The following is a 23,741-nucleotide window of genomic DNA, read 5'->3' as shown; positions in this document are numbered from 1 at the left end:
GCGCGAGTCTGCCGGGCGAGTAGTACCGACTGCGGGCGCGGTGCCTACTGAACCAGCACGAGTCTGCCGGCCGAGTCGTACCGACGGCGGGCGCGGCGCCTACTCAACCAGCGCGAGTCTGTTGGCCGAGTAGTACCGACGGCGGCGCGGCGCCTACTCAACCAGCGCGAGTCTGCCGGCCGAGTAGCGCCGACCGAGCGAAGCGAGGACGCCGCGTATCGAGGTCCGACCGAGCAGAAGAGGGCCGGCCGACGGGTCATCCGGGGGTGAATGACCCGCCGGCCGAAGGGTTCGCGACATTGCGAACCGAAATCGAGGTCACCGTAATCGGCCGGATTGCGACAGCCGGTCACGGGTCTCGACGGGTACGCGGCCCAGCGGGAGGGGGGCACCCGCTGGGACGCGCGCTTGGAAGACCGCGCCCCGGGATCGCCGTGGCGCGGTCGGCTCTATCCCTTGCGCAGCAGGAACCGCTGGATCTTGCCGCTTGGGGTCTTGGGGAGGGCGTCGACGAAGTGCACGGTGCGCGGGTACGCGTGCGCCGCGAACTCGGTCTTCACCAGCTGCTGCAATTCCGTCTCGAGGGCCTCGGTGCCCTCGACACCGGGAGCGGGGACGACGAACGCCTCGATGACCTCGCCGCGCAGCTCGTCGGGACGCCCGACCACCGCGACGTCGACCACCGACGGGTGCGTGATCAGCACGCTCTCCACGTCGAACGGCCCGATGCGGTAGCCGGCCATGATGATCACATCGTCGTCGCGCGCGGAGAAGAAATAGCGGCCCTCCTCGTCGGCGCGGCCGGTGTCGCCGGTCAGGTACCAGCGGCCGTCCTCGGTGAACCGTGCGGCGGTCTTCTCCGGCGCGTCGAGGTATCCGCTGAACCACATGAGCGGGCTGGCGGGCACGTCGATCGCGATCTGGCCGTCGACGATGCCTGCCGCGAAGCCGGGCATCGGCTTGCCCATCGAGCCGGGGACGAGGGTCTCGTGGACGTCGTCGTGCCAGTGGTTGTTGATGAACATGCCGTGTTCGGTCTGGCCGTAGTGGTCGCGGACCTCGGTGCCGAGTGCCTGCTGGGCCCAGCCGATGACGTCGGGGGTCAGGGGCTCGCCGGCCGAGGAGGCGCGTCGCAGCGAGAAACCGGTGATCCGCGGGTCCTTGCTCAGGGTGCGGTAGACGGTCGGTGCGGCGGCGAAGTTGGTGACGCCGAGACCGCCGAGGATCTGCGCGGTCAGCTCGGGGCTGAAGCCGGCGTGGAGCAGCAGGTTGCGATGTCCGGTCGCCAGCGGGCCGAGGATCCCGTAGTAGAGGCCGTAGGCCCAGCCCGGGTCCGCGGCGTTCCAGAAGACGTCGTCATCGCGGACGTCGAGGCCGTAGTGCATGTAGGCGACGAACGAGGCGAGGGCCTTGACCGGCACCGGGACGCCCTTCGGCGCGCCGGTGGTGCCGCTGGTGAAGAGGAGGATCAGCGCACCGTCGCCGCCGACGGCAACGGACTCGGCGATCGGCTCGTGCGACGACACGAGCTGCTCGAACTGCTCGCCGGCAACGATCGTCTCGACACCGTCGATGCCCTCGAGCTTCGACGCCTGGCTGGGCTCGGTGATGACGACCTTCGCCTTGCCCGACGTGAGGCGCATCTCGATGGCCGGGGTGGCGAACGCGGTGAACAGCGGGATGTAGACGGCGCCGAGGCGGGCGATGGCCAGCAGCGACACGACCAGTTCCTCGCGTTTGCCCATGAGGACGCCGACGGTGTCACCACGTCCGACGCCGAGCTCGGCCAGCGCTGATGCCAAGCGCTTGGAGCGCTCGGCGAGGTCGCCGTAGGTCACGTCGGTGGTGATCGGGGCGGGGGCCGAATCGGCGTCCGCGGAGGCCTCGACCTCGATCACGGTGAACGCGACCGCGTCGGGATCGTGGTCGTCGACGAGGAGTGCCGCCGCATTGGCGTCGGGCGCCCCGTAGATTGCCAACCAGCGGTCGACCATGTGGGTGGGGGTCATGGTGGCCTGTGTCATCGTGAACCTCGCTCTTGACTGAGTAAGCTGGGTCACAGTGTGACGCGACACAAGTAGTCCCTACCACCCTCCGAAGAGGGGGATAGAGAGGTGAGATGCCCGAGCCGTTGAGCGGGATCGTCACCGACGCGTTGCGACGGGTGCGCAAATCGAGCGGAGTGCCCTTGGCCTTTGCCGGCGTCGTGAACAATTCCACGAGCCTGCGTCTCCAACATTTCGCTGGTAGTCACGCTGGTGCGCTGGCCGGACTATCGGTCGACGTCGGGCACGGGCTGGGCGGCAAGGTCGTCTCGCTGAACCGGCCGATGGTCGTCGAGGACTATCTGCGGACCCCGCACATCACCCACCGCTACAACACGCTCATCGAACGCGAGGGACTCCGCGCGATGATGGCCGCGCCGATCATCGTCAACCGCACGCCGGTCGCGGTGATCTATGGCGCGTTGCACACTCCCGATCCGATCGGTGGCCGCATGCTCGACGTCCTGGCCGCCGAGGCGCGCGCCGTCGAGCAGGAGATCGTGGCCTCGCGGGCCCGGCTGGAGCACGGCGCACAGAGCGAGGACGAGCTGCGCGACCGGATGACCGCCGCCTACACGCGCCTGCGGTCACTGGCCGACACCGTCGACGACGCCCGTCTCGCCGAACAACTCGCTGCCGTCACCGATTTCCTACTCGCCGAAGCGGCCGCCGACTCGGTCGCCGTCGAGCTCACCGGACGCGAACAAGATGTGCTGTCGCTCGCCGCTCTCGGTTACTCGAACGCGCGGATCGCCGAAGCCCTCGGCCTGACCGTGCACACGGTGAAGAGCTACATGAAGGACGCGATGCGCAAGCTCGACGCGTCGTCGCGGCTCGAGGCCGTCGTCGTCGCCCGGCGCGCCGGCCTGCTGCCCTGACCCCTGCCCGACCCCGCGATCGGTAGAAAGCATGGGGACATGGCGCGCATGGTTGCTACCGGATCGGGGTACTTCCGGGTTCCATGCGACTGATCTCGGCGATCCTGCTGACCCTCGGCCTGACCTCGGCCCTTCTCGTGTCGGCGCCGGCTGCCGCCGCACCCACGACCGTCTGCGGTTCGACGCTGACCTCCGCCGACCGCGCTCGCATCGTCGAGCTGAGTTCATACGACGCCGGTTCCCGTGAACTGCCGCTCGTCCAGCTTCGACGCAACGTCGAGCGTCTCTACGGGATCGTCGACATCCTCACCGAGAACGGCGACCGTCGGGGACTGTTCGCGCTCGGTCTGGCGTCGGTCGAACGCGACGCGGTGATGCCGTTGCAGAATCGCCCGGCGGTTTTCCAGACCCCGCGGTGGGCGCCGGTCATCAGCCTGACACTGCTCAATCGTTTTCTCGACGCGGTGCGCGCGGAGTTCAGTGGCCGTCCGGTGCCGGGGCAGTGGCGGCACTACTTCGACCTGGCCGCCGACTGCCGCGTGCCCGGTCAGCGCGTTGCGATGGCCGGTTACAACGCCCACATCACCGTCGACCTGGCCTACGCGACCGCCGACTCGCGTGCGACGACCGCCAATGCTCGGGATTTCTTCTTCATCGTCGATTCGATCGCTGCTCACGGGAACTCGATCGTGACGTCGACGATCCGCGAGTACGGCGTCGATCTCGGCCCGATCTTCCGCTTCTACGTTCTGGGGGAGGGGCTCGATCGCGTCGCCGGTGCCGGTCGCGCCACCGGGCCGATGTTGCGGGCTGCCGACGTCGGATACAACGTGCTGACTTTCCGCAACGGGCTCGCGCTCCAGGACCGTACCTCGGCCGCGGGTGCCCGCGGAGATGTCCGCGGACTGTGGGACACCGGCGAGGCGGCCCTGACTGCCTTCCAGGACGCCGGGCTCATCCGCTGACCCGCTCGCCGATCGGTAGAAAGCATGCGGATATAGCGCGCATTCGCTCTACGGATTCCGGGGTGTCCGAGGTCACGGTCAGCAGGCCGGAATAGATCGGGGAGGGTCGTAGTTGAACAGCTCGACGGTGACGGATTCAAGCCCCGGGCCTCAACCCTTTGCCGCTTCGAGCGGCCACTCGCCGAGAGGCGCATTGACCGGCATCGTCCATCAACACGCCGAAGCCGCCGACCCTTCTGGGCCGGCGGCTTCGGTGCTGTCCGGGTGTCTCAGTGGTTGCGCAGCTTCTCGATCAGCTCGTCCTTCTTCAGGTCGGAGTAACCGCTGATGTCGAGTTCCTTCGCGCGGTCCTTGAGCTCGTCGACGGTCCAGTCCTCGTAGGAACCGGACTTGCCGCCGCTCTTGCCCACATCCGACCGGGAACTGTTGGCCGCGGCGTTGGCGATGCGCGCGGACTTCTCCTTCGAGTTGCCCTCGTCGCGCAGCTTCTCGTAGAGCTCGTCGTCCTTGACCGACGGTCCCGGGTCGCGCTTCTTCTCCGCCATGGTCTGCCTCCTCGTGGTCGACACGAACGGTTCTCCCAACAGGCGTGCCCGGTCGCGGGTACAACCAAACCTGGGCCGGACAGCGGACCCACCACCGACTGCACCACCACTGGCTGCAACGCCGACTACCTGCAGTTAACGCCGTTGAACACGAGTGGACGGCCATGGCGGGTACGGATAAGGTTGTGACGATGTGTCCGGTAAGGGCGGATCCTGTCGCCACGGCTGGGAACACAGACGAGCACGAACGCCGACAACGCAGTTTCGGAAGGAACAGAACGCATGTCTCAGACAGTCAAGGGAGTCATCTCGCGCAGCAAGAAGTCGCCGACGGAGGTCGTCGACATCGTGATCCCGGACCCGGGTGCGCGTGATGTCGTCGTGGCGATCAAGGCCTGCGGCGTCTGCCACACCGACCTCGCCTACCGCGAGGGCGGCATCAACGACGAGTACCCCTTCCTGCTGGGCCACGAGGCAGCCGGCGTCGTCGAGTCGGTCGGCTCGGACGTCACCCACGTCGAGGTCGGCGACTTCGTCGTCCTGAACTGGCGCGCCGTCTGCGGCGAGTGCCGCGCCTGTAAGCGCGGTCGTCCGTGGTACTGCTTCGACACCTTCAACGCCAGCGTCCCGATGACCCTCACCGACGGCACCGAGCTGACCCCGGCCCTGGGTATCGGCGCCTTCGCGGAGAAGACCCTCATCCACGAATTGCAGTGCACCAAGGTCAATCCCGAGACCGACCCGGCCGTCGCCGGTCTGCTCGGCTGCGGTGTCATGGCCGGCATCGGTGCCGCCATGAACACCGGCAACGTCGGCCGCGGCGACTCGGTCGCCGTCATCGGTTGCGGCGGTGTGGGTGACGCCGCGATCGCCGGCGCCAAGCTGGCCGGCGCGACCAAGATCATCGCCATCGACCGCGACCCGGGCAAGCTCGAGTGGGCCAAGGATCTCGGCGCAACCCACACCATCGACGGCACGAAGGTCGACGACGTGGTCACCGCGGTCCAAGACCTCACCGACGGCAACGGCGCCGACGTCGTCATCGACGCGGTCGGCCGCCCGGAGACCTACAAGCAGGCCTTCTACGCACGGGACCTCGCCGGCGTCGTCGTCCTCGTCGGTGTGCCGACGCCGGAGATGACCCTGGAGATGCCGCTCGTCGACTTCTTCTCGCGCGGTGGCGCTCTGAAGTCCTCGTGGTACGGCGACTGCCTGCCCGAGCGCGACTTCCCGATGCTGATCGACCTGTACGAGCAGGGACGCCTCCCGCTCGACAAGTTCGTCACCGAACGCATCGGCATCAACGACGTCGAGGCAGCGTTCTCGGCGATGGAGGCCGGCAAGGTCCTGCGATCGGTGGTGGAACTCTGATGTCGGCGCTGCGTATCGACAACGTCGTCACCTCGGGCACCTTCAGCCTCGACGGCGGCACCTGGGATGTCGACAACAACGTGTGGCTGGTCGGCAACGACGACGAGGTCATCATCATCGACGCCGCGCACTCGGCGGCACCGATCCTCGAGGGCGTCGGCGACCGCACGGTGAAGGCGATCGTGCTGACCCACGGTCACAACGATCACGTCACCGTCGCACCGGAACTGTCCGAGGCCACGGGCGCGCCGATCCTGCTGCATCCCGGCGACGACATGCTGTGGAACGACACCCATCCCGACGTCTCACACCAGGATCTCGAAGACGGGCAGAAAATCACCATCGCCGGCACCGAGCTGACGATCATCAACACCCCCGGCCACTCGCCGGGCTCGTCGGTGATCCACCTGCCCGAGGCAGGCGTGCTGTTCTCCGGTGACACCCTGTTCCAGGGCGGACCGGGCGCGACGGGCCGCTCGTACTCGAGCTTCCCGACGATCATCGCCTCGATCACCGAGAAGATCTTCACTCTCGATCCCGAGACCAAGGTCTACACCGGTCACGGCGACGGCACGACGGTCGCCGCCGAGGCTCCGCATCTCGAGGAATGGATCAAGCGCGGTAGCTGATCCGCGTACTGAACGGACAAACCCGGCGCGGGTGGCCATCGGGCCGCCCGCGCCGGGTTCGTCATGTCACGTCAGGGTTGACGCGGTTGCCCCGGCTGACTGCCGCCGGGCAGATGCTGACCGGATTCGTGCCTGCCGGAATGGGTTTCGGGCTTGTGGACGCCCGTACCCGGGGTCCCGGTACCCGCATGTCCGGGACCGGCGGTCCCGGCGCCGGGCGTTCCCGCACCGGGGGTCCCATGGCCGTGCGTGCCCGCGCCGGGTGTTCCGTGGCCCGGGTTTCCGGCGGGGTCACGGTGCTCGTTGCCGAGCGGTCCGCGGTCGCCGCGGTCCCCTCGGACATCGGGATCGAGCTCGTCGGCCCGGGCGAAGGTGCTCTCGACCTCGTCGCGCTTCTCCGCGGCCTGCGTGCCGTGGGCCCGCGCCTGTTCGTTGAGACGCTTGGCCTCGGCGGCCTTGGCGTCGGCCTCGGCCTGGGCCTTGCGTGCCCGCGCTTCGGACTCCTCGGCGATCGCCTCGCGCTGACGCATCTCCGACACCTGGCTGGTCGCGTTCTCGCGGATCTGGTGAGCCTTCGTCCGGCGGACGTCCTGACGCTTACGCAGGAACAACACCAGAAGGGCGAGCAGGACGATCACGACGACGACGGCGACGATTATCCATACTGCGGTATCCATGGGGGCCTCCTCGATTCGTGGCCTCGCACGGGTACCCACAAAGTCCGCCGGCCAACCGGCTCGGCGCGGTGCGGGGCGATGTCGGGACTACCTCATCATGTGACGGAGACGTCTGGCGTAACCTGCCACGAATGAGCGAGTCCGCGGTCCGCAACATCGACCATCCCGAACAGCCACCGGTACCCCGGCGTCGAATCGTCATCGCGTCGATGGTCGGTACGAGTGTCGAGTTCTTCGACTTCTACATCTATGCCACCGCCGCGGTGCTGGTGTTCCCGGTGTTGTTCTTCCCGAAGGGCGACGACACGGCCGCGCTGCTGTCGTCGTTCGCGACGTTCGGGCTCGCGTTCGTCGCCCGACCGATCGGATCGGTCCTGTTCGGCCACTTCGGAGACCGCATCGGTCGCAAGGCGACTCTTGTCGGGTCATTGCTCACGATGGGTATAGCCACCTTCGTGATCGGGCTCCTGCCGACCTTCGACCAGGTGGGTTATCTCGCGCCGGCCCTGCTCGCGCTGATGCGCTTCTGCCAGGGCCTCGGACTCGGCGGAGAGTGGTCCGGCGCAGCACTTCTCGCGACCGAAACCGCGGAGAAGGGCAAGCGCGCCTGGGCGGCGATGTGGCCGCAGCTCGGTGCGCCGATCGGGTTCTTCTTCGCCAACGGCATGTTCCTGCTGCTGATCTTCGGTCTCGACTTCGACGCGAAGACCGCGGCCTCCAACCACTCGTTCATGACCTGGGGATGGCGAATTCCGTTCCTCGCCAGTGCGATCATGGTCATCATCGGCCTGTACGTGCGTCTCAAGCTCACCGAGACCCCGGTGTTCGCCAAGGCCGTGGAAGAGGGCAAGAAGGTCAAGACCCCGCTCGCCGAGGTCGTCAAGACCAGCTGGCGTCAGCTGATCGCCGGCACGTTCATCATGGTCGCGACGTACACGCTCTTCTACATCGTGACGACGTGGATCGTCTCGTACGGCACCGGCAAGGTGACCGATGCGTCGGGTGTGAAACTGTCGTTCAGCTACGCCGACTTCCTCGAGCTGCAGATCGTCGCCGTGCTCTTCTTCGCCGGATTCGTGATGGTCTCCGGACGGCTCGCCGACAAGTACGGCCGTCGCGCGTTCCTCCTCGTGATCACGGCGATGATCATCGTCTTCGGTCTGTTCTTCGCGCTGATCCTCGATCCGACGTCGATGAACAACGGGCGGATGCTGTTCTTCTTGATCCTCGGTATGACGCTGATGGGCCTCACCTTCGGGCCGATGAGCGCGATCCTGCCGGAGCTTTTCCCGACCAACGTCCGTTACACGGGTTCGGGTATCTCCTACAACGTCTCCTCGATCATCGGCGCCGCGGTGGCGCCGTTCATCGCGACGTGGATCGTGGCCGACTTCGGCGTCGGCTGGGTCGGTGTCTACCTCGCGGTCGCCGCGTGCACGACGCTGATCGCACTGCTCAGCGTCCGGGAGACCAAGACCGTGGATCTCGCGGAGGTCTGATCACCACGGCGCGGCCGGGGTGTTCGGGAAGGTACCTCACCCCGACGCGTGCGCCCATCCGCGGTTTGTGGTCGAACAGGTGCTTCGTCGTGTAGGTCGTGCCACCGGGAACGGAAAACGAGACCGTCGCCCACCAGACGTCGCGGTCGTCGTGAACGGCCGAGCTCAGGTGGGTCACCGTCCCCTCGACGTCCACCCCGGAGATCTCGGCCCTCTCGCGTATCCGGCGTCTGCGCCACAACCGACGGGCGAGCATCTCGGCCACCGCGGCGATCGCGGCACCGACACCGATCAAGATGAACGAGGTCGCGCCTACGGCGGAAGGCTCGTTCGTCACGGTGTAGGCGAGCGCCCCGAGCCCGTCGGCGATCAGACATCCGGCGACCGGCCACCCGATGATCCGAGGTTCGTGTTCGTCGTCGCCGTGCGACAACACGAGCAGGCCGGTGCAGGCGATCAGGAGCGCGAGCCCCCAGAGAACGGATTCGGGGATCACCGACTCGGACGGGAAGCCGGCCGACTGGGACCATCCGATGTGGAAGAACACCGCCAGCCCGCCCGCCCCGCAGATGGCAGCGAGGACGGCGCAGATCCGGCGGATGACCCGATCCGAGACCGTCCGGCTCGGCCGGTTACCCCTGTCTCTCGTCATGTCTGCCCCCGATCGGTCATGCCGTGATCCGTGTACGGTTCGCCCGAGTTTAGTGTCGGCGGCTCGGGGTACCGTCGACCTCGGACGAGGCGGGAGGGAGTGCCGTGAGACTGGTCGATGTGGTTCAGACCTCCTCCGATGTCGCACGCGACCGTTCCCGCACCCGTAAGACCGAGGTGCTCGCCGGTCTCCTGGCCACCGCCGCCGACGCCGAGCTGCCCATCGTGGTCGCCTGGCTGTCCGGTGAGATCCCACAGGGCCGGCTCGGGGTCGGCTGGCGATCGCTGTCGAAGCTGGTGTCCGAACCGGCCGAGGAGCCGTCGCTCGAGGTCGCCGAGGTCGACGCCGCATTCGGTGAACTCGCCGCCGCGAGCGGACCCGGTTCGACGACCCGCCGCGCCGAGATCCTCACCGCGATGTTCGGCGCCGCCACCGAACCCGAGCAGAAGTTCCTGATCGCCTTGCTGACCGGAGAGTTGCGGCAGGGCGCGCTGGCGGGGGTGATGACCGATGCGATCGCCAAGGTCACCGGTGAACCGCTGACCGCGGTGCGTCGTGCGCACATGCTCACCGGTTCGCTCCCGGAGACCGCTGCCCTCGCGCGGTTCGGGGCCGAGGCGCTCGCCGGCGTGGGCCTCGAGGTGGGGCGCGGTGTCGAACCGATGCTCGCCACGCCCGCCGACAACCTCGACGCCGCCCTGGAGCTCCTGGGCCCCGACTGCGTCGTCGATTACAAACTCGACGGCGCGCGAATCCAGGTGCACCGCAAGGGTTCCGATATCTCGGTCTACACCCGCACGCTCCGCGACGTCACAGACAACGTGCCCGACCTCGTCGAGGTGATCGCCGGATTGCCCTGCGACTCGGTGATCCTCGACGGTGAGACCCTCATGCTCAGCGACGACGGACGTCCGCGATCGTTCCAGGACACGATGAGCCGTTTCGGCTCCGGGCCGACTGCAGCCGGCGAGCCGGAGCGTCTACTCAAGCCGTTCTTCTTCGACTGCCTGCACCTCGACGGCACCGACCTCATCGACCGTCCGCTGTCCGAGCGTCTCGCCGCCATCGATTCGATCGCACCGCAGCTGCGGATACCCGCGGTGACCCGACCGACCGCCGACGAGGCCAAGCGCCATTTCGACGCCGCGATGGCCGACGGCCACGAAGGTGTGATGGTCAAGTCCCTCGACGGTCTCTACGTCGCCGGGCGCCGCGGAAAGGCCTGGCAGAAGGTCAAACCCACGCACACCTTCGATCTCGTGGTGCTCGGCGCCGAGTGGGGATCGGGCCGCCGGACCGGTTGGCTTTCCAACCTGCACCTGGGTGCCCGCGACCCCGAGACCGGCGAGCTCGTCATGGTGGGTAAGACCTTCAAGGGTCTCACCGACGAGATCCTGCGGTGGCAGACCGAGGAGTTCCCGAAGCACGAGACCCGTCGGGACGCACACACCGTCTACCTCCGGCCGGAGATCGTCGTCGAGATCGAACTCGATGGGGCGCAACGCAGCTCACGCTATCCGGGAGGCGTTGCACTCCGGTTCGCGCGGGTGGTCCGATACCGACCCGACAAGACGCCCGACCTCGCCGACAGCATCGAGGCCATCCGGGCGCTCCTCAAGTAGCAGTGCGGACGGTCAGCTCAACGACAGCTGCGCGACCGGCGAACTGGTTGGTTGCGCCGAGCCGCCTGGCGGTTCGACGGTGAACGCCAATGCGTCGGCGCTGTTGATCCCGGCCAGCACGGCGGTGGTGACGGGTTCGACGTCCTCGTCGGTCATGGTGCCGGCGGAACGCGTGCCCCCGGGGCCGACGAGCCACATCTGGTAGACCGTGCCGGGTTCGGGCGGCGGCACCGAATTCATCACCAGCACAGCGGTATCCGTGGACTCGGCGACGTAGACGGTGGCGCTGCCGGTGGCGACCGGCGCGCTCGTCGAGCGCAGATCTTCGGCGGAGAACACCTGCTGGGCCGGTGCTGCGACGGGTGCGGGGGAGCCCGACTCATCGGAGCTCGACAAGCCGATGGCCCAACCGAGCGCGCCGGCCGCGATCGCGACGACGGCGGCCGCGGTCAGATAGGTGAATCGACGCGAGCGACGGGGCCGACGGGCGTCGAGTTCCACGAGGGGTTCGTCGGGATCCGACCGAACGGGCTCGGGTACCTCGACCCCGGGATCCCCGTCGGACGGCATCGCAGGCTCGTACGGAACAGACGGAGCCGGTGGGACGTCGCGCGCGGGTGGTTCGTCGAGCCCCGCTTCGGCGCGCGCGGCGGCGAGGACCCGCTCGCGCAGCGACGGCGGTGGAGGGGTCGCGGTGGCGGCGCTGACCGCGGCCATCGCCTCCCGCGTCGCCCGGACCTGTTTGGCGAACAGTTCGCGGAAATCCGCGGGAGCGGCGGCGACCCGGGCCTCGATGTCGCGCAGCTCGTCGGAGGTCAATGCGTTGAGCCCGACCACCGGCGCGAGTTCGAGCAGTTCTGCTGATTCGGGATCGAGATGATCAGTCATGGCACACCTCCTTCCCTCGGTGTCGTACCGCGTTCACCTTCTGCTGCTGTCCTTTCGATGGCCGGCAGATATCCGCCCGCATCTGCGGACGCAGGGCCCCGATGCTCGAAGGGGTCCGGTCGTGAGCCTCATGCCCCATTCTTCGGACTCGACGCCGTGGTCGGATGGGTCGGGCGACTCAGATGCGTGCGGGGGCGCCACCGGGCATCGGCTGGCCGGTGGGAACGATCTCCGCGCCGAGCGGGAGCAGTGAGACCGGCACCATCTTGAAACTGGCGATACCCAGCGGGATACCGATGATGGTGATGCAGAGGGCGAGGCCGGTGGCGATGTGACCGATCGCCAGCCAGACGCCGGCGACGATGAGCCAGATGATGTTGCCGATCAACGACGCCGCCCCTGCGGACGGCTTGCGCACAACGGTGCGCCCGAACGGCCACAGAGCGTAATTGGCCATCCGGAACGACGCGATGCCGAACGGGATGGTGATGATCAGGATGCAGCAGATGATGCCGGCGACGACGTAGCCGATCGCCATCCACAGCCCGCACAGCAGCAGCCAGATCACGTTGAGGATGGTCTTCATCCGTCCATTGTCCACGTGTGGCAACCCGGTGGGGACGAAAGCGTGACCAGCACTGACCTCGAGGTGTGCGGACCGCTCGCACTACGATTGGTCCTCATGCGGGGACGGTCGACTCGGACGCGGGAAGCGGTGTGGGCGTTGGTCGCCACGCTCGTCCTCGTGATCCGGATCCTGGCGACGATCGCGCTCGTCCTGTTCGTGATCGGATGGGCAGTCGCGGCCGTCCGCGACTCCCTCGACAATGCCTTCCTGTGGCCGGCGATCGGCGCCGGTGCCGCATTGCTGGTGAGCACCTACGTCTACAGCTATCTGCGGGTGCGGTATCCCCGGCGGAACGGCTGGATTCCCTAAGCGGTTCGCCTCCCCAGTCGGGCGAGCAAGGCGGTCTGACGGTCGGCGTCGGCCGGGACGTCGATGCGCTCACAGACCCCCTCGGAGTAGAGCGCATCGCCGAAGCCGTCGGCAGCGGCCTCCATCTCGTCGAGCTGGTCGTCGGTGAACCGATGGTCGAACCCGGCGGCCGAGGCGATGTCCCAGCGATGGGCGATCATGTCGAAACCGTAGAAACGGAGCAGGGTTTCGCCGATGGTGGTCGGACCGAAGTGCCCGTCGAAGCCGCGGTCGGCGACGGTCGGATCGGCGAGGCGGGCGGCGACGGCCTCCCGGTGGGTCCGCCAGCCCGACACGGGATCGTCGAGCGAGGGGGCGGGACCGAGGTCGACGTCGTGTCCGGCGAAGAAGTCCCGCTGCGAATCGACGACGTGCGCCACGACGTCGCGGGCAGTCCAGCCGTCGCAGGGTGACGGGTTGGACCAGGCGTCGGCGGGCACGGTCGCGAGGACGGCGCCGAAACCGTCGGCGTAGGAGTTGTAGCGATCAAGGAGTGGTGCATTGTCTGTGGTGGTGGTCATGATGACAGTCAAGCGCCTCTGCAGGGGACGGTGATTGATGAAACCCGACAACTCGGGATCGACGCGACTCGACGACGTCGAGCGCGCGCATCTCGTCGATCCGTCGGATGCGAGCTACCGCATCGGCCGGTGGGGTCCCGGCCCGGATCTCGACGAGATGGTGCGCCGGTTCTGGGTGCCGGTCTGGTCGGTCCCGCCCGGGGCGGAGGCTCCGCAGCGCGTGCTGCAGTACCCCGTGTGCCTGGTCGTCATCAGCAACACCTACGCCCGTTTCTACGGGGTGGTCACCGGCCTGTCGGAGACGGTCCTCACCGGTGACGGGTGGGCGGTGGGCGTGATGTTCACCCCCGGGGCCGGAGGTCTGCTCGTGGGCGACGTCGCGCAGTGGACCGACCGGTTCGACGAGTTGTCGGTGGTCTTCGGCGAGCCCGGCGCGGACCTCGCCCGGTGGGTACGTGCGGTGATGGTTCCTGCGCCCGACGACGAGAACGCCCAGCGTGCGGCGACGGACATCGTCGAGGACTGGCTGCGGGGATATCCACCGATGGACGAGGACGGTCGCCTGATCAACGCGATCGTCGACTGGGTCGAGAACGACTCGACAGTGGTCGCGGTCGCGCAGATCTGCGAGCGGTTCCACATCACCGAGCGCAGCCTGCAACGCCTCACCCGCCGCCGGCTCGGCCTCACCCCCAAATGGCTGATCCAACGCCGACGCCTCCAGGAGGCGGCCGAACGGCTTCGCGAACCCGACGAGACCCTGGCCGACCTCGCCGCGCAACTCTCGTACGCCGACGAGGCCCACTTCGTCCGCGACTTCAAGGCCGTCACCGGGATGACCCCGCGGGAGTTCTCCTCGCGGTTCGCTTGACCGAGACGAGTACTCTCTACACGCTGGCGAACCCGGATTGTTGCCGGGATCACACCTTGCCAGGCAGAATCGTCGGCATATGGCGAGCGACGGAGGGCGCATGACAGACGCGGCTGCGGTGGCGACACGCATCCGCCGTGCGTATGAGGATTTCCTCTCCGGTGTCACACCCCCGACGGATGCGGTCCGATCCATCGTCCGTGACTCCTGGGCACGGTCGCTGAGCCGCGGCATCGATCCCAGCGACGTCGGTCCCGCCGACGGGTTGCCGACCGGTGAAGCGGTGTCGACCATGACCGCCGACGAGTTCGCCGAGTATCGGGCCACCCATCCGATCACCGCGGTCCGCCCACTGGTGCAGTCGCTGATGGTCGACGCGATCGCCGACACCGGAGTCGTCGTCGCCCTCACCGACCAGGTCGGCCGGCTCCTGTGGGTCGAGGGAGACTCCGCCGCCCGGGACAAGGCCGGCAACATCAACTTCGTCGAGGGCTCGGTCTGGAGCGAGGAGGCGGTCGGGACCAACGCGCCCGGTCTCGCCCTGGCCGTCGACCGCGGCGTCCAGATCGTCGGTCCCGAACACTTCGCCGGCCCGGTCCAGGAGTGGAGTTGCGCCGCGGCGCCGGTGCACGACCCGTTCACCGGGCACGTCATCGGCGTCATCGACGTGACCGGAGGACGCGAGGTCGCGGCTCCGTTCGCGCTCGCGGCGGTCCGATCGGTGGTCGCCGCGGTGGAGCGGGAACTGCAGTCGAGCGCCGTGGATCTCGCCGACCCGTCCACCTTCCACACCGGCGTCGTGCGGTCGAGCGCCGCCCACCTCACCGTCCTCGGCGACGGTCCGCATCGCTGGCGCCGCATCGCAGACGCGACCGGTGCGCGCACCGTGTCCCCGCGCCACGCGGAGATTCTCGTTCTCCTGCAAGCCTTCCCGGAGGGACTCAACACCGAGCAGCTCGCCCTGAAGCTCGCCGAAGAAGGGCTCGATCCGGTGAGCGTGCGAGCTGAGATCTCCCGACTCCGCCGCGACCTCGGTGCCGATGTCGTCGCGAGCCGCCCCTACCGGCTCACCCTCGACATCTCCTCCGACATCGGGGACATCCGGGAACGCATCGAAAGCGGAACCGACCTGGCATCTGTGGTCGATGACCTCGGCCGCGGCGGGTTGCTGGTCGAGTCGACGGCGCCGGGCATCGTCGAGATCTTCGAGGAACTACGCGAAGACCTGCGTTCACGACTCATCGCGGCCGGCGACGTCGTCGCGCTGCGCAAGTGGACGTCGTCGGTCCACGGGCGCGACGACCTCGTCGCCTGGCGTCGCCTCGAACACCGGCTGCCGGTCGGGCACCCCGACCGGGCCGTCGTCGGCGGGCGCATCAGGTTGCTCGACAAGCGTTACGGAGTGTGACGCCCCCCTGCTCCCTGCGGAGGACCGCCCCCCTGCTCCCTGAGGAGGTCCGGAGCCTGCGGAGGACCGTCACGAAGGGGCACGTTGTGAACGTTGCAACTCTCGTGCAACGAGCTCACACCTACCGTGTGGAACAGATCACATCGGACATCCAGGGGTGTCCCACGTGACAGAGTCCAGCGCCCTCGAGAAGAGGCCGACACGCAAGGAGTGACCATGACCGTCTTCGCAAAGCCCGGTGCCGATGGCTCGGTGATGAGCTACGAGTCGCGCTACGACAACTGGATCGGCGGCCAGTGGACCCCGCCGGTGAAGGGTCAGTACTTCGAGAACCCCTCGCCGGTGGACGGCAAGACCTTCTGTGAGGTCGCCCGCTCGACGGCCGAGGACATCGACCTCGCCCTCGACGCCGCCCACAAGGCCGCACCTGCTTGGGGCAAGACCTCCGCCGCCGAGCGCTCCCTCGCGCTGCTGCGCATCGCCGATCGCATGGAGGAGAACCTCGAGAAGCTCGCGGTCGCCGAGACCTGGGACAACGGCAAGGCCGTCCGCGAGACACTCGCCGCTGACATCCCGCTCGCCATCGACCACTTCCGCTACTTCGCCGGCGCTCTGCGTGCTCAGCAGGGTGGAATCTCCGAGATCGACGAAGACACCGTGGCCTACCACTTCCACGAGCCGCTCGGCGTCGTCGGCCAGATCATCCCGTGGAACTTCCCGATCCTCATGGCCGTCTGGAAGCTGGCCCCGGCTCTTGCCGCCGGCAATGCGGTGGTGCTCAAGCCCGCCGAGCAGACCCCGGCATCGATCCTCTACCTGGTGAGCCTCATCAGCGACCTGCTGCCCGCCGGTGTCCTCAACGTGGTCAACGGTTTCGGCGTCGAGGCCGGCAAGCCCCTGGCCTCGAGCAACCGCATCCGCAAGATCGCGTTCACCGGTGAGACCACCACCGGCCGCCTGATCATGCAGTACGCGTCGGAGAACCTGATCCCGGTCACCCTCGAGCTGGGTGGCAAGAGCCCCAACATCTTCTTCAACGACGTCATGGCCTCCGACGACGGCTTCCTCGACCGTGCGCTCGAAGGCTTCTCGATGTTCGCGCTCAACCAGGGCGAGGTGTGCACCTGCCCGAGCCGTGCGCTGATCCAGCAGGACATCTACGACGAGTTCATCGCCAAGGCCGTCGACCGCGTCTCGAAGATCAAGCAGGGCAACCCGCTCGACACCGACACCATGATGGGTGCGCAGGCATCGAACGACCAGTTCGAGAAGATCTCGTCGTACCTGGCCATCGGCCGCGACGAGGGCGCCGAGGTACTCACCGGCGGCGAGGTCGCGGACCTCGGCGGCGACCTGTCCGGCGGCTTCTACATCAAGCCGACCGTCTTCCAGGGCAACAACAAGATGCGCATCTTCCAGGAGGAGATCTTCGGCCCGGTCCTCGCGGTCACCACCTTCAAGGACTTCTCCGACGCCATGCACATCGCCAACGACACCCTCTACGGCCTCGGCGCCGGCGTGTGGAGCCGTGACGGTGCGACCGCCTACCGTGCGGGCCGCGAGATCCAGGCCGGACGTGTGTGGACCAACACCTACCACGACTACCCGGCACACGCTGCCTTCGGCGGCTACAAGCAGTCCGGCATCGGTCGCGAGAACCACCTGATGATGCTCGAGCACTACCAGCAGACCAAGAACCTCCTGGTCGGCTACGCTCAGAACGCGAAGGGTTTCTTCTGATCCACTAGCTCCCTGAGTAGCCCGGAGCTTGCGAAGGGCCCGAGGTCTGCTCCCTGAGTAGCCCGGAGCTTGCGAAGGGCCCGAGGTCTGCTCCCTGAGTAGCCCGGAGCTTGCGAAGGGCGTATCGAAGGGCAACCCACAGAAGGTGATTGATAATGACCACCGAACAGATTGCTCCTGATCGGGTGGTCGCCACAGACGCCGCCGTGCAGCTCCTGACCAAGTTGTCGGAGCTGCACGGCGGTCTCATGATCCACCAGTCCGGTGGATGCTGTGACGGCTCGGCCCCGATGTGTTATCCGGTGGGGGAGTACCGGGTCGGTCAGCGCGACGTGTTGGTCGGCGAGATCGAACTCCCCGAACCCATTCCGGCAGTACGGGTCTGGATCAACGGCGACCAGTTCGAGCTGTGGAAACACACCCAGCTCATCCTCGACGTCGTGAAGGGACGCGGCGCCGGGTTCAGTCTGGAAGCGCCCGAAGGCGTGCGTTTCCTCTCCCGGGCCCGGGCCTTCACCGAGGAGGAGAACGAACTCCTCGCCGCGTCGCCCCCGCTGACGGGTGCGACCGCCGGACCCTGATCCGGTCAGCTCCACAGAATGCGTCGTGGGTGTCGAAATCCGATACCCACGGCGCATTCTCGGTTTCCCGGACAGGCGGCTTCGAGCGCATACGATCGAAGGATGTCGATGCCCGGCGATGCCCCACCACCACGACCCCGCGTGGCCGTCACCCCCATGCGGCCCCGGCGGAACACCGAACGCGCCGGGGCTGTCCGTTGGGTCGTCCTGGGGTGGATCGGCACCGTCGCGCTGACCCTGGTGACCGTCCTGTTGATCGTGGCGTCGCTCGACGACCTCCGCGCGGTCCTGGCCGCCGACCTGATCCGCGAACACCCCGACAGCGGCACCGATGCCGGACGCGCCGTGGACATCTCCCTGCTCATCGGCGCCGGCCTTGCGCTCGTGGTCGTCGTGTCGGGCGTCGCGGGAGCGTTCCGTCTGTGGGCCGGCCGTCGTGCGGGGCGGACAATGCTGGCGGTCGGCGCCCTGGTCGCGACTGCGGGCGCGGTTGGATTCCGTCTCACCGTCGATCCGTCGACGCCCGGGCTCGCCGACGCCGGCCTGTCTGCGCCGGTGCTGTGGCTGCCGGTGGCCGCGGCGGTGATCGCGCTGATCGCCACCGGCGTCGCCTTCACCCGCGCGGTGAGTGCATCTCTGCGCTGAAACCGGTTGTGCCGGCAGCTGTCTGTGACTCGTCGAGGCGCGCCACGATGCCCTCGGCACTGCGCGCGGCCACCTGGCAGGCCGTCGCCACGTCCGGTGCGATCAGCGGGTGGGCGGCGAGGGACCGCCACGCTCGAACGGCTTCGATCGCCGACGTACGAACAGTCGGCGGATCGGTTCCGGCGGGGAGACCCAGACGTGTCGCGGGATCGATCCCCGAGCCACCGATCAGGCGGGTGAGATCGGCGATCTGATCCGCAGGCAGGTCGAGTCCGCCGCCGCGGATGGTGGTGAGGAGTCGCAGCTCGCGGAAACCGTGCACGTCGGCGAGCTCTCGTCGGACCGACACCCGTAGCCGAGCCGCCTGAGTCGCCACGGACGTCGCCAGCAGGTGATCGAGAGTGACCAGTGCCGAATGGGACTTGAGTTCGTCGGCGCGCTGGGCGAACTGGGTGTCGATGATGGCACTCAACTCCGGCAGGCCGCTGCGGTCGAGGAGCTCCGCGGCCAGCGCGGTCGACGACGTCGCGCCGAAACGGATGAGCGTGACCGCCAGCCGGATGCCGAAGACGCCGAACCGCTCGGCGAGTGATCGCCGGAGACCGGCGGGGATGTCGGGCAGGATGTCGGGCCGCGCGAAGCGATCCACCGTCAGCAACGCCGCCTCGAGCTCCGGTCCCGGCGTCGAGGCCAGTTGTGCCAGTGCGCGGAACTCGACCTCGCGCAGCGTGCGGGCCGCCAGGGCGAGCAGCCCCGCGACGGGGACCACCGCCTGGCAGAGGCCGGTCCGCTCGAGTTCACCGGCGAAGCGCCCGGCGATCTGTTGGGCGGAGATCATCGCGTCCATCCGGCCGGCGCCCAGCTCGTCGGCACGCGACACGACGCCGACCACCCCCAACGGACCCGACGACCCGCCGATCGCGGTGCCGATACGTCGCAGCATGGCCGTATCCGTGGCGGTGAGAGATCGCAGCAGGTAGACGACCGCGTCGACCCCCGACTGGCCCCGGTGCTCGTCGGCCCGGGGTGCGAGGAGGCGGATCGTGGAGTCGGACAGCTCCGTCGACAGCGACGCGGTGCCCGGTGTGTCCACGATCGTGGTGGATTGCAGTGCGCGGGCGGGCCATTCGACGTCGAGATGGTCCACGTGATCGGCGGTGAGGCGGCCGAAGTCGAAACCGAGGCGTCCGTCGACACGGGTCACCGGGATCGGTATGGCTCGACCGTCGTCGACGTGTGCGGTCACCGACGGCGACCTTCCGCTGCGGTACCAGGTCACGACCCGCGTGCACTCGGTGGCATCGGTCGGGGCGATGTCCTGTCCGACAAGCGCATTGAGCAGTGTCGACTTGCCGGCCTTCAGCGAGCCCGCCAACGCGACCCGCACCGGTTGATACATCCGGTGCTCACAGAGATCGAGTTCGGCCTGCGCACGCGGGTCATCGGCCAGGGCGCCACGAGCGGTGTCGAGAAGCGCACGCGCACGATCGATCCCGGCCATCAGCGGGACTGCCCGGACGCGTGGCGACCGACCCTCGGTTGGGCCGGTTCGGGGTGGGCGGTCACGACCTGCTGAGGGTCGAAGTGATCGGCGGCTTTGCGCAGGGCGGCGACCGCCGCCAGCCGGGACTCGAGCTCGGCGGCTCGACGGGTCCGCTCGGACTCGGTGGAAGTGGCGGCAGACTGTGCGGCACTGAGGGATTCGGAGATGGAGCGGGCCGTCTGCTCGGCGACCGAGCTGAAGTGGTCGCGCAGCACGCGCTGGATGACCCGCAACCGGTCCCGGGACTCCTTGCCGACCTGGAAGCTGACGTCGTCGGTGAACGCCCGCACCGCCACCTTCGCCTTGGCTCGGCGTTCGAGCACCTTGGCCTGCTTGTCGTCACGGTAGGCCTTGGTGCCCAGCAGGAGTCCGGCACCCACCGACACCGGGTTGATCAGGGCCATGCCGACCATCGTCGAGATGAGCCCGAACATCAGCACGCCACCGTACGATCCCCGCATCCCGATCAGCAGTTTCTGTGTGACCCCGACCTTGCCGCTGTCGAGTTCGGCGAGTTCGGACACCGAGTCGAGGACACCGGTCAGATCGGCGATGTCGAAGTCGGGAAGCGAATTCTGGCCTGCCGCCGCGAAATGATCGGCGACCCGTTCGGCCAGCCAGACCGACCGCTCGTGAGCCCAGACGAAGTTGTCGCCGATCACCGTCGCCGTCTGTTCGGTCAACCATTCGGCGAGTTGTTCCCAGTCGGTCCCCGGGTCGCCCTCGTCGATGGCGCGTTCGGCCTCGCGGGTGACCGCTCGGAGCCGGTCGCGGAGATCGTGGTCGATGTCGGCGGCGAGGTCGGCGACCCCGTCGGCCAGGGTCTGCTGCCATTGCGCGGATTGCCGGCGCATCGCCTCCGCGTCGGCCTTGGCCTCGTGGAGCGCTCGGACGGCTTTGTTCGCGGTGTCCGGATCGCGCAGGGCGGCCAGTTCGCTGCCCAGGGTGAGTGCGAGATGTTCACTGACCACACGGAGATCGGTGGCCACCGCCCCGCGGGTCGCCTGTCGGGCGGTCGCCACCACGTGATCGCGGAGGTATCGGTAGAGATCGAGGAAACCGGCTTCGGCGTTCAGCTGTTCGTCGCCCAGGCGCAGCGCGTGAGAACGCAGCACCGACGACACCGGCAGCAGGGGAATGTCGATTCCGGCGGCCCGGAGGTGTGCGCGGTCGGCGTCGGCGACGGCCCGCCAGTGCGGGTACAGGTCGGTCTTGGTCAGCAGGCAGGCGACGGTCGGGCACAGGCCGATCACCTGCTGGAGGAAGGACATCTCCGGCGCGGTGAACTCCTGGCTGGCGTCGGACAGCACCAGCACCGCGTCGGCGGCCGCGACCATGCCCAGCGTGGCTGCGGCATAGGGGTGCCCGTGACCGCCGACCCCGGGGGTGTCGACGAGCACGAGTCCGTCCGCCAGCAGCGGACCGGGTGCACCGATCTCCAGTCGCAGCACCTCACGGCCGCCGGCGAGGGGCGAGTCGGGGGTGACGGCGCCGATGGCGTCCATCGGGACCGGGATGCGACTGTCGGCGGACGGACCGTCGACGACGAGGTCGGCGGTCGGTTGGGGCGCGTGCGAGATCACGGTCGGCACCGCGGTCGTCTCGTCGTCTCCCACCGAGCACACGTCGAGGTCCAGCAGGGCGTTGACGAAGTGGCTCTTGCCCTGTTTGAGCTGACCCACCACGACGATTCGCAACCGGGGGTCGGAGATGCGGGTCCGCGCGCCGTCGAGGCGGGTGACGAGATCGGTTCGCCCGGCCTCACGGGCCACCTCCGACATCGTGCTCAGCAGATCGCCGATGGTCGACGGTGCGGTCGGGGTGGCGGCCGCGGAGGCCTGCGCGACGTCGACCGTCCGACCGCTGGCCGGGAACTCGGCGGGTGAGCTTGTCATGGTGTCCTCACGGTAGTTCTGAGTCGGCGCACGCGGTCGGCATTGGGGAGGTGTTCCGGCGCGTACCGCAGAGACGAGGTCGGCCCCGGCACCGTCGACGTCCAGCGGGACTGGCGTCGGGCGATGCCGGGGCGAAGCCGTCGGGTCCGGCGTCAGCCGGCGTCCGGTCCGGCTTCGACGTCTCCGGATGCAGCGGTACCGGGTTCCGAGTCGGCACCCAGCCCGCCGGTGAGACCGCCGGTCAAGCCACCCGTCAGGCCGCCGGTGAGATCACCTGCGAGACCCCCGGTGAGGCCGCTCGTCGTGTCGGTCACCCCGCCGACGGTCGAGTCCAGGGCGCCACCGAGTCCGGCGTCGGTGTCAACGACGCCGCCGAGGTCGACGCCGCCACCGGCTTCGCCGCCGCCGGTGAGTCCGCCGGTCAGGCTGCCGGAGAGGTCGCCCGGGAGGTCGGTGCCCAGGTTGCCGATCGCATCGGTCGTCGCGCCGAGGGTGCCGCCCAGCGTCGAACCGACCGCCGCGGTCGCGTCCCCGCCGACGGTCGCGGCGCCGTCGGCCGCACCGGAGACGGCGGTCGTCAGGTCACCGGTGACCTCCGCAGGGAGCGAGCTGTCCAGGCCCAGTCCATCACCGAGGCCCAGTCCACCACCGAGACCGAGGTCGCCGCCGAGGGTCGAACCGAGCCCCGACTCCAGGGTCGTTCCGAGTCCGGCGAGTCCGCCGCCGAGTCCCGTCTCCAGGCCACCGGTGAGGTCGCCGACGGCGCCGCCGGTGAGGCCGCCGGTCAGGATCGGGCCGCCCACGTTGATGCCGTCCTCCGGCGAGATCACCAGACTCGGGTTGAGGACCGCACCGAGCTCACCCGTCAACGCCCCGTTGAGACCGCCCTGCAGTGTCGACTCCAGGGTCGTGACCAGACCGTTCGTGACCGCCAGATCGACGTCGAGCGCATTGCTCAGCGTGCTGGTGAGCGCACCGCCCAGATCCGCTCCACCGGCCAGCCGTCCGGCGAGGTCGCCGCCGAGGTCGCCGGTCAGCGCGGTACCGAGAACGGCACCGAGTGATGCGCCGAGGTCGGCTCCCACGTCGCCGCCGGCTCCGAGGACCGTCCCCAGCGTGGCGGTGAGGTCGCCGGCCGTCTCGGTGACCAGGCCCAGATCGGCGCCCGCCCCGAGTGCGGCGTCCAGTGCCCCGCCGAGCTGGGTGATGAGGGCGCCGTCGACCCCGAGGGCCCCACCCAGGTCACCGGCCAGCAGTTCACCGACACCGAGACCGGCACCCGCCGCGGCGTCGAGGATGCCGTCGACACCCGCGGTCGCACCGAGTACACCGCCGAGCGCGGTACCGAGTTGGGCAGCGAGTTCGCCACCGCCACCGAGTGCGGCCCCCAACTGGGCGGCCAGGTCGGTGGTGAGGCCTGCGTCGAGGAGACCGGCGAGGTCGGTGCCGAGCACGCCACCGAGGCCGAGCGCACCGCCCAGCGCGGCCCCGAGATCGGCGCCGGCAGCTGCTCCCAGGACGCCGCTGAGCACGGTGCTCAGGGCGGAGTCGAGTCCGACGCCGGCAGACAGCAGTCCGCCGAGTGCGCCACCCAGCTCGCCGCCCAGGCCTCCGATCACGTTCAGCCCGCCTTCGAGGGCGCCCCCGACGGAGCCCTCGAAGACGCTGCCGAGTCCCGCGCCCAGTCCCAGGCCGGTCTCGAGTCCTCCGCCGAGTCCGGCGGTCAGGTCGGCGGCGAGGCCACCGTCCAGCGCGGCGGCCAGGGTGCCGCCGAGTGCGGCGCCCAGGGC

The 23,741-nt window shown here is 68.6% G+C and carries 21 protein-coding genes and 1 pseudogene; 12 read left to right on the top strand and 10 right to left on the bottom strand.

Annotated features, from left to right (window positions below; translation table 11 throughout):
• Positions 1-449 precede the first annotated feature (449 nt).
• Positions 450-2,024, bottom strand: a complete 1,575-nt coding sequence (locus tag GONAM_RS19105; RefSeq protein ID WP_006868398.1) for an AMP-binding protein — start codon at positions 2,022-2,024, stop codon at positions 450-452.
• Positions 2,025-2,119: 95 nt separating this feature from the next.
• Between GONAM_RS19105 and GONAM_RS19100 the strand changes: the two genes are divergently transcribed.
• Complete coding sequence (locus tag GONAM_RS19100) at positions 2,120-2,923, top strand: helix-turn-helix transcriptional regulator (protein WP_006868397.1); 804 nt, start codon at positions 2,120-2,122, stop codon at positions 2,921-2,923.
• An 83-nt stretch (positions 2,924-3,006) separates the two neighbouring features.
• Positions 3,007-3,888 (top strand): DUF5995 family protein, encoded by an 882-nt coding sequence (locus GONAM_RS19095; RefSeq protein WP_006868396.1) that lies wholly within the window; start codon positions 3,007-3,009, stop codon positions 3,886-3,888.
• A gap of 269 nt (positions 3,889-4,157) precedes the next feature.
• Here the strand turns inward: GONAM_RS19095 and GONAM_RS19090 are convergent, their stop codons facing one another.
• Positions 4,158-4,433: a DUF7218 family protein gene (locus GONAM_RS19090; protein ID WP_006868395.1), complete on the bottom strand. Its 276-nt coding sequence runs from the start codon at positions 4,431-4,433 to the stop codon at positions 4,158-4,160.
• Positions 4,434-4,715: 282 nt separating this feature from the next.
• Between GONAM_RS19090 and GONAM_RS19085 the strand changes: the two genes are divergently transcribed.
• Both GONAM_RS19085 and GONAM_RS19080 read left to right on the top strand, forming a co-directional pair.
• Complete coding sequence (locus GONAM_RS19085) at positions 4,716-5,804, top strand: S-(hydroxymethyl)mycothiol dehydrogenase (protein ID WP_006868394.1); 1,089 nt, start codon at positions 4,716-4,718, stop codon at positions 5,802-5,804.
• Entirely contained in the window at positions 5,804-6,433 is a 630-nt protein-coding gene (locus GONAM_RS19080) for an MBL fold metallo-hydrolase (protein ID WP_006868393.1), read from the top strand. Before GONAM_RS19085 ends, GONAM_RS19080 begins: the two co-directional genes overlap by 1 nt.
• 71 nt (positions 6,434-6,504) lie before the next feature.
• Here GONAM_RS19080 and GONAM_RS19075 read toward each other — a convergent pair whose 3' ends face one another.
• The gene (locus tag GONAM_RS19075) at positions 6,505-7,110 is read right to left on the bottom strand and encodes a hypothetical protein (RefSeq protein WP_006868392.1); all 606 of its coding nucleotides are present in this window, start codon (positions 7,108-7,110) and stop codon (positions 6,505-6,507) included.
• Positions 7,111-7,241: 131 nt separating this feature from the next.
• Between GONAM_RS19075 and GONAM_RS19070 the strand changes: the two genes are divergently transcribed.
• The gene (locus GONAM_RS19070) at positions 7,242-8,609 is read left to right on the top strand and encodes an MFS transporter (protein ID WP_006868391.1); all 1,368 of its coding nucleotides are present in this window, start codon (positions 7,242-7,244) and stop codon (positions 8,607-8,609) included.
• Here the strand turns inward: GONAM_RS19070 and GONAM_RS19065 are convergent.
• Positions 8,566-9,261, bottom strand: coding sequence for a DUF3592 domain-containing protein (locus GONAM_RS19065; protein ID WP_040536970.1), 696 nt, complete (start codon positions 9,259-9,261; stop codon positions 8,566-8,568). The genes GONAM_RS19070 and GONAM_RS19065 overlap by 44 nt on opposite strands.
• 104 nt (positions 9,262-9,365) lie before the next feature.
• On the opposite strand from GONAM_RS19065, the gene GONAM_RS19060 reads away from it, so the two are divergent.
• Entirely contained in the window at positions 9,366-10,883 is a 1,518-nt protein-coding gene (locus tag GONAM_RS19060) for an ATP-dependent DNA ligase (RefSeq protein ID WP_006868389.1), read from the top strand.
• 12 nt (positions 10,884-10,895) lie between these two features.
• Here GONAM_RS19060 and GONAM_RS19055 read toward each other — a convergent pair whose 3' ends face one another.
• Together GONAM_RS19055 and GONAM_RS19050 are read right to left on the bottom strand one after the other, a co-directional pair.
• The gene (locus GONAM_RS19055) at positions 10,896-11,771 is read right to left on the bottom strand and encodes an anti-sigma factor (protein WP_006868388.1); all 876 of its coding nucleotides are present in this window, start codon (positions 11,769-11,771) and stop codon (positions 10,896-10,898) included.
• A gap of 178 nt (positions 11,772-11,949) precedes the next feature.
• Positions 11,950-12,357 (bottom strand): YccF domain-containing protein, encoded by a 408-nt coding sequence (locus tag GONAM_RS19050; protein ID WP_006868387.1) that lies wholly within the window; start codon positions 12,355-12,357, stop codon positions 11,950-11,952.
• A gap of 96 nt (positions 12,358-12,453) precedes the next feature.
• Here GONAM_RS19050 and GONAM_RS19045 point away from each other — a divergent pair, with 96 nt between their 5' ends.
• Positions 12,454-12,708 carry a hypothetical protein gene (locus GONAM_RS19045; protein ID WP_040536976.1) on the top strand — a complete coding sequence of 85 codons (255 nt, stop codon included), beginning with the start codon at positions 12,454-12,456 and terminating at the stop codon, positions 12,706-12,708.
• Here the strand turns inward: GONAM_RS19045 and GONAM_RS19040 are convergent.
• On the bottom strand, positions 12,705-13,268 hold the full coding sequence (locus GONAM_RS19040; protein WP_040536974.1) for a maleylpyruvate isomerase family mycothiol-dependent enzyme: 564 nt from the start codon (positions 13,266-13,268) through the stop codon (positions 12,705-12,707). The genes GONAM_RS19045 and GONAM_RS19040 overlap by 4 nt on opposite strands.
• 37 nt (positions 13,269-13,305) lie before the next feature.
• Here GONAM_RS19040 and GONAM_RS19035 point away from each other — a divergent pair, with 37 nt between their 5' ends.
• The 5 genes from GONAM_RS19035 to GONAM_RS19015 all read left to right on the top strand — a co-directional run bounded on the left by GONAM_RS19035 (position 13,306) and on the right by GONAM_RS19015 (position 18,513).
• Positions 13,306-14,139, top strand: coding sequence for a helix-turn-helix domain-containing protein (locus GONAM_RS19035; RefSeq protein WP_006868384.1), 834 nt, complete (start codon positions 13,306-13,308; stop codon positions 14,137-14,139).
• Between the two features lie 100 nt (positions 14,140-14,239).
• The gene (locus GONAM_RS19030) at positions 14,240-15,547 is read left to right on the top strand and encodes a GAF domain-containing protein (protein ID WP_006868383.1); all 1,308 of its coding nucleotides are present in this window, start codon (positions 14,240-14,242) and stop codon (positions 15,545-15,547) included.
• A gap of 216 nt (positions 15,548-15,763) precedes the next feature.
• Entirely contained in the window at positions 15,764-17,287 is a 1,524-nt protein-coding gene (gene exaC, locus GONAM_RS19025; protein ID WP_006868382.1) for an acetaldehyde dehydrogenase ExaC, read from the top strand.
• A gap of 155 nt (positions 17,288-17,442) precedes the next feature.
• On the top strand, positions 17,443-17,868 hold the full coding sequence (locus GONAM_RS19020) for a DUF779 domain-containing protein (protein ID WP_006868381.1): 426 nt from the start codon (positions 17,443-17,445) through the stop codon (positions 17,866-17,868).
• Positions 17,869-17,970: 102 nt separating this feature from the next.
• Positions 17,971-18,513, top strand: coding sequence for a hypothetical protein (locus GONAM_RS19015; RefSeq protein ID WP_040536968.1), 543 nt, complete (start codon positions 17,971-17,973; stop codon positions 18,511-18,513).
• Here the strand turns inward: GONAM_RS19015 and GONAM_RS19010 are convergent.
• From GONAM_RS19010 to GONAM_RS19000, 3 genes and pseudogenes are all read right to left on the bottom strand, one after another.
• Positions 18,482-20,014: a dynamin family protein gene (locus GONAM_RS19010; protein ID WP_006868379.1), complete on the bottom strand. Its 1,533-nt coding sequence runs from the start codon at positions 20,012-20,014 to the stop codon at positions 18,482-18,484. The genes GONAM_RS19015 and GONAM_RS19010 overlap by 32 nt on opposite strands.
• Positions 20,014-21,951, bottom strand: a complete 1,938-nt coding sequence (locus tag GONAM_RS19005) for a dynamin family protein (protein WP_006868378.1) — start codon at positions 21,949-21,951, stop codon at positions 20,014-20,016. The genes GONAM_RS19010 and GONAM_RS19005 overlap by 1 nt, the downstream gene beginning before the upstream one ends.
• Before the next feature lie 152 nt (positions 21,952-22,103).
• A pseudogene (locus GONAM_RS19000) lies at positions 22,104-23,741 on the bottom strand (IniB N-terminal domain-containing protein); the annotation flags it as partial.

It is taken from the genome of Gordonia namibiensis NBRC 108229 (genome assembly GCF_000298235.1).
Taxonomy (GTDB): Bacteria; Actinomycetota; Actinomycetes; order Mycobacteriales; family Mycobacteriaceae; genus Gordonia; species Gordonia namibiensis.
This window is presented reverse-complemented; position numbering and strand designations above follow the sequence as displayed.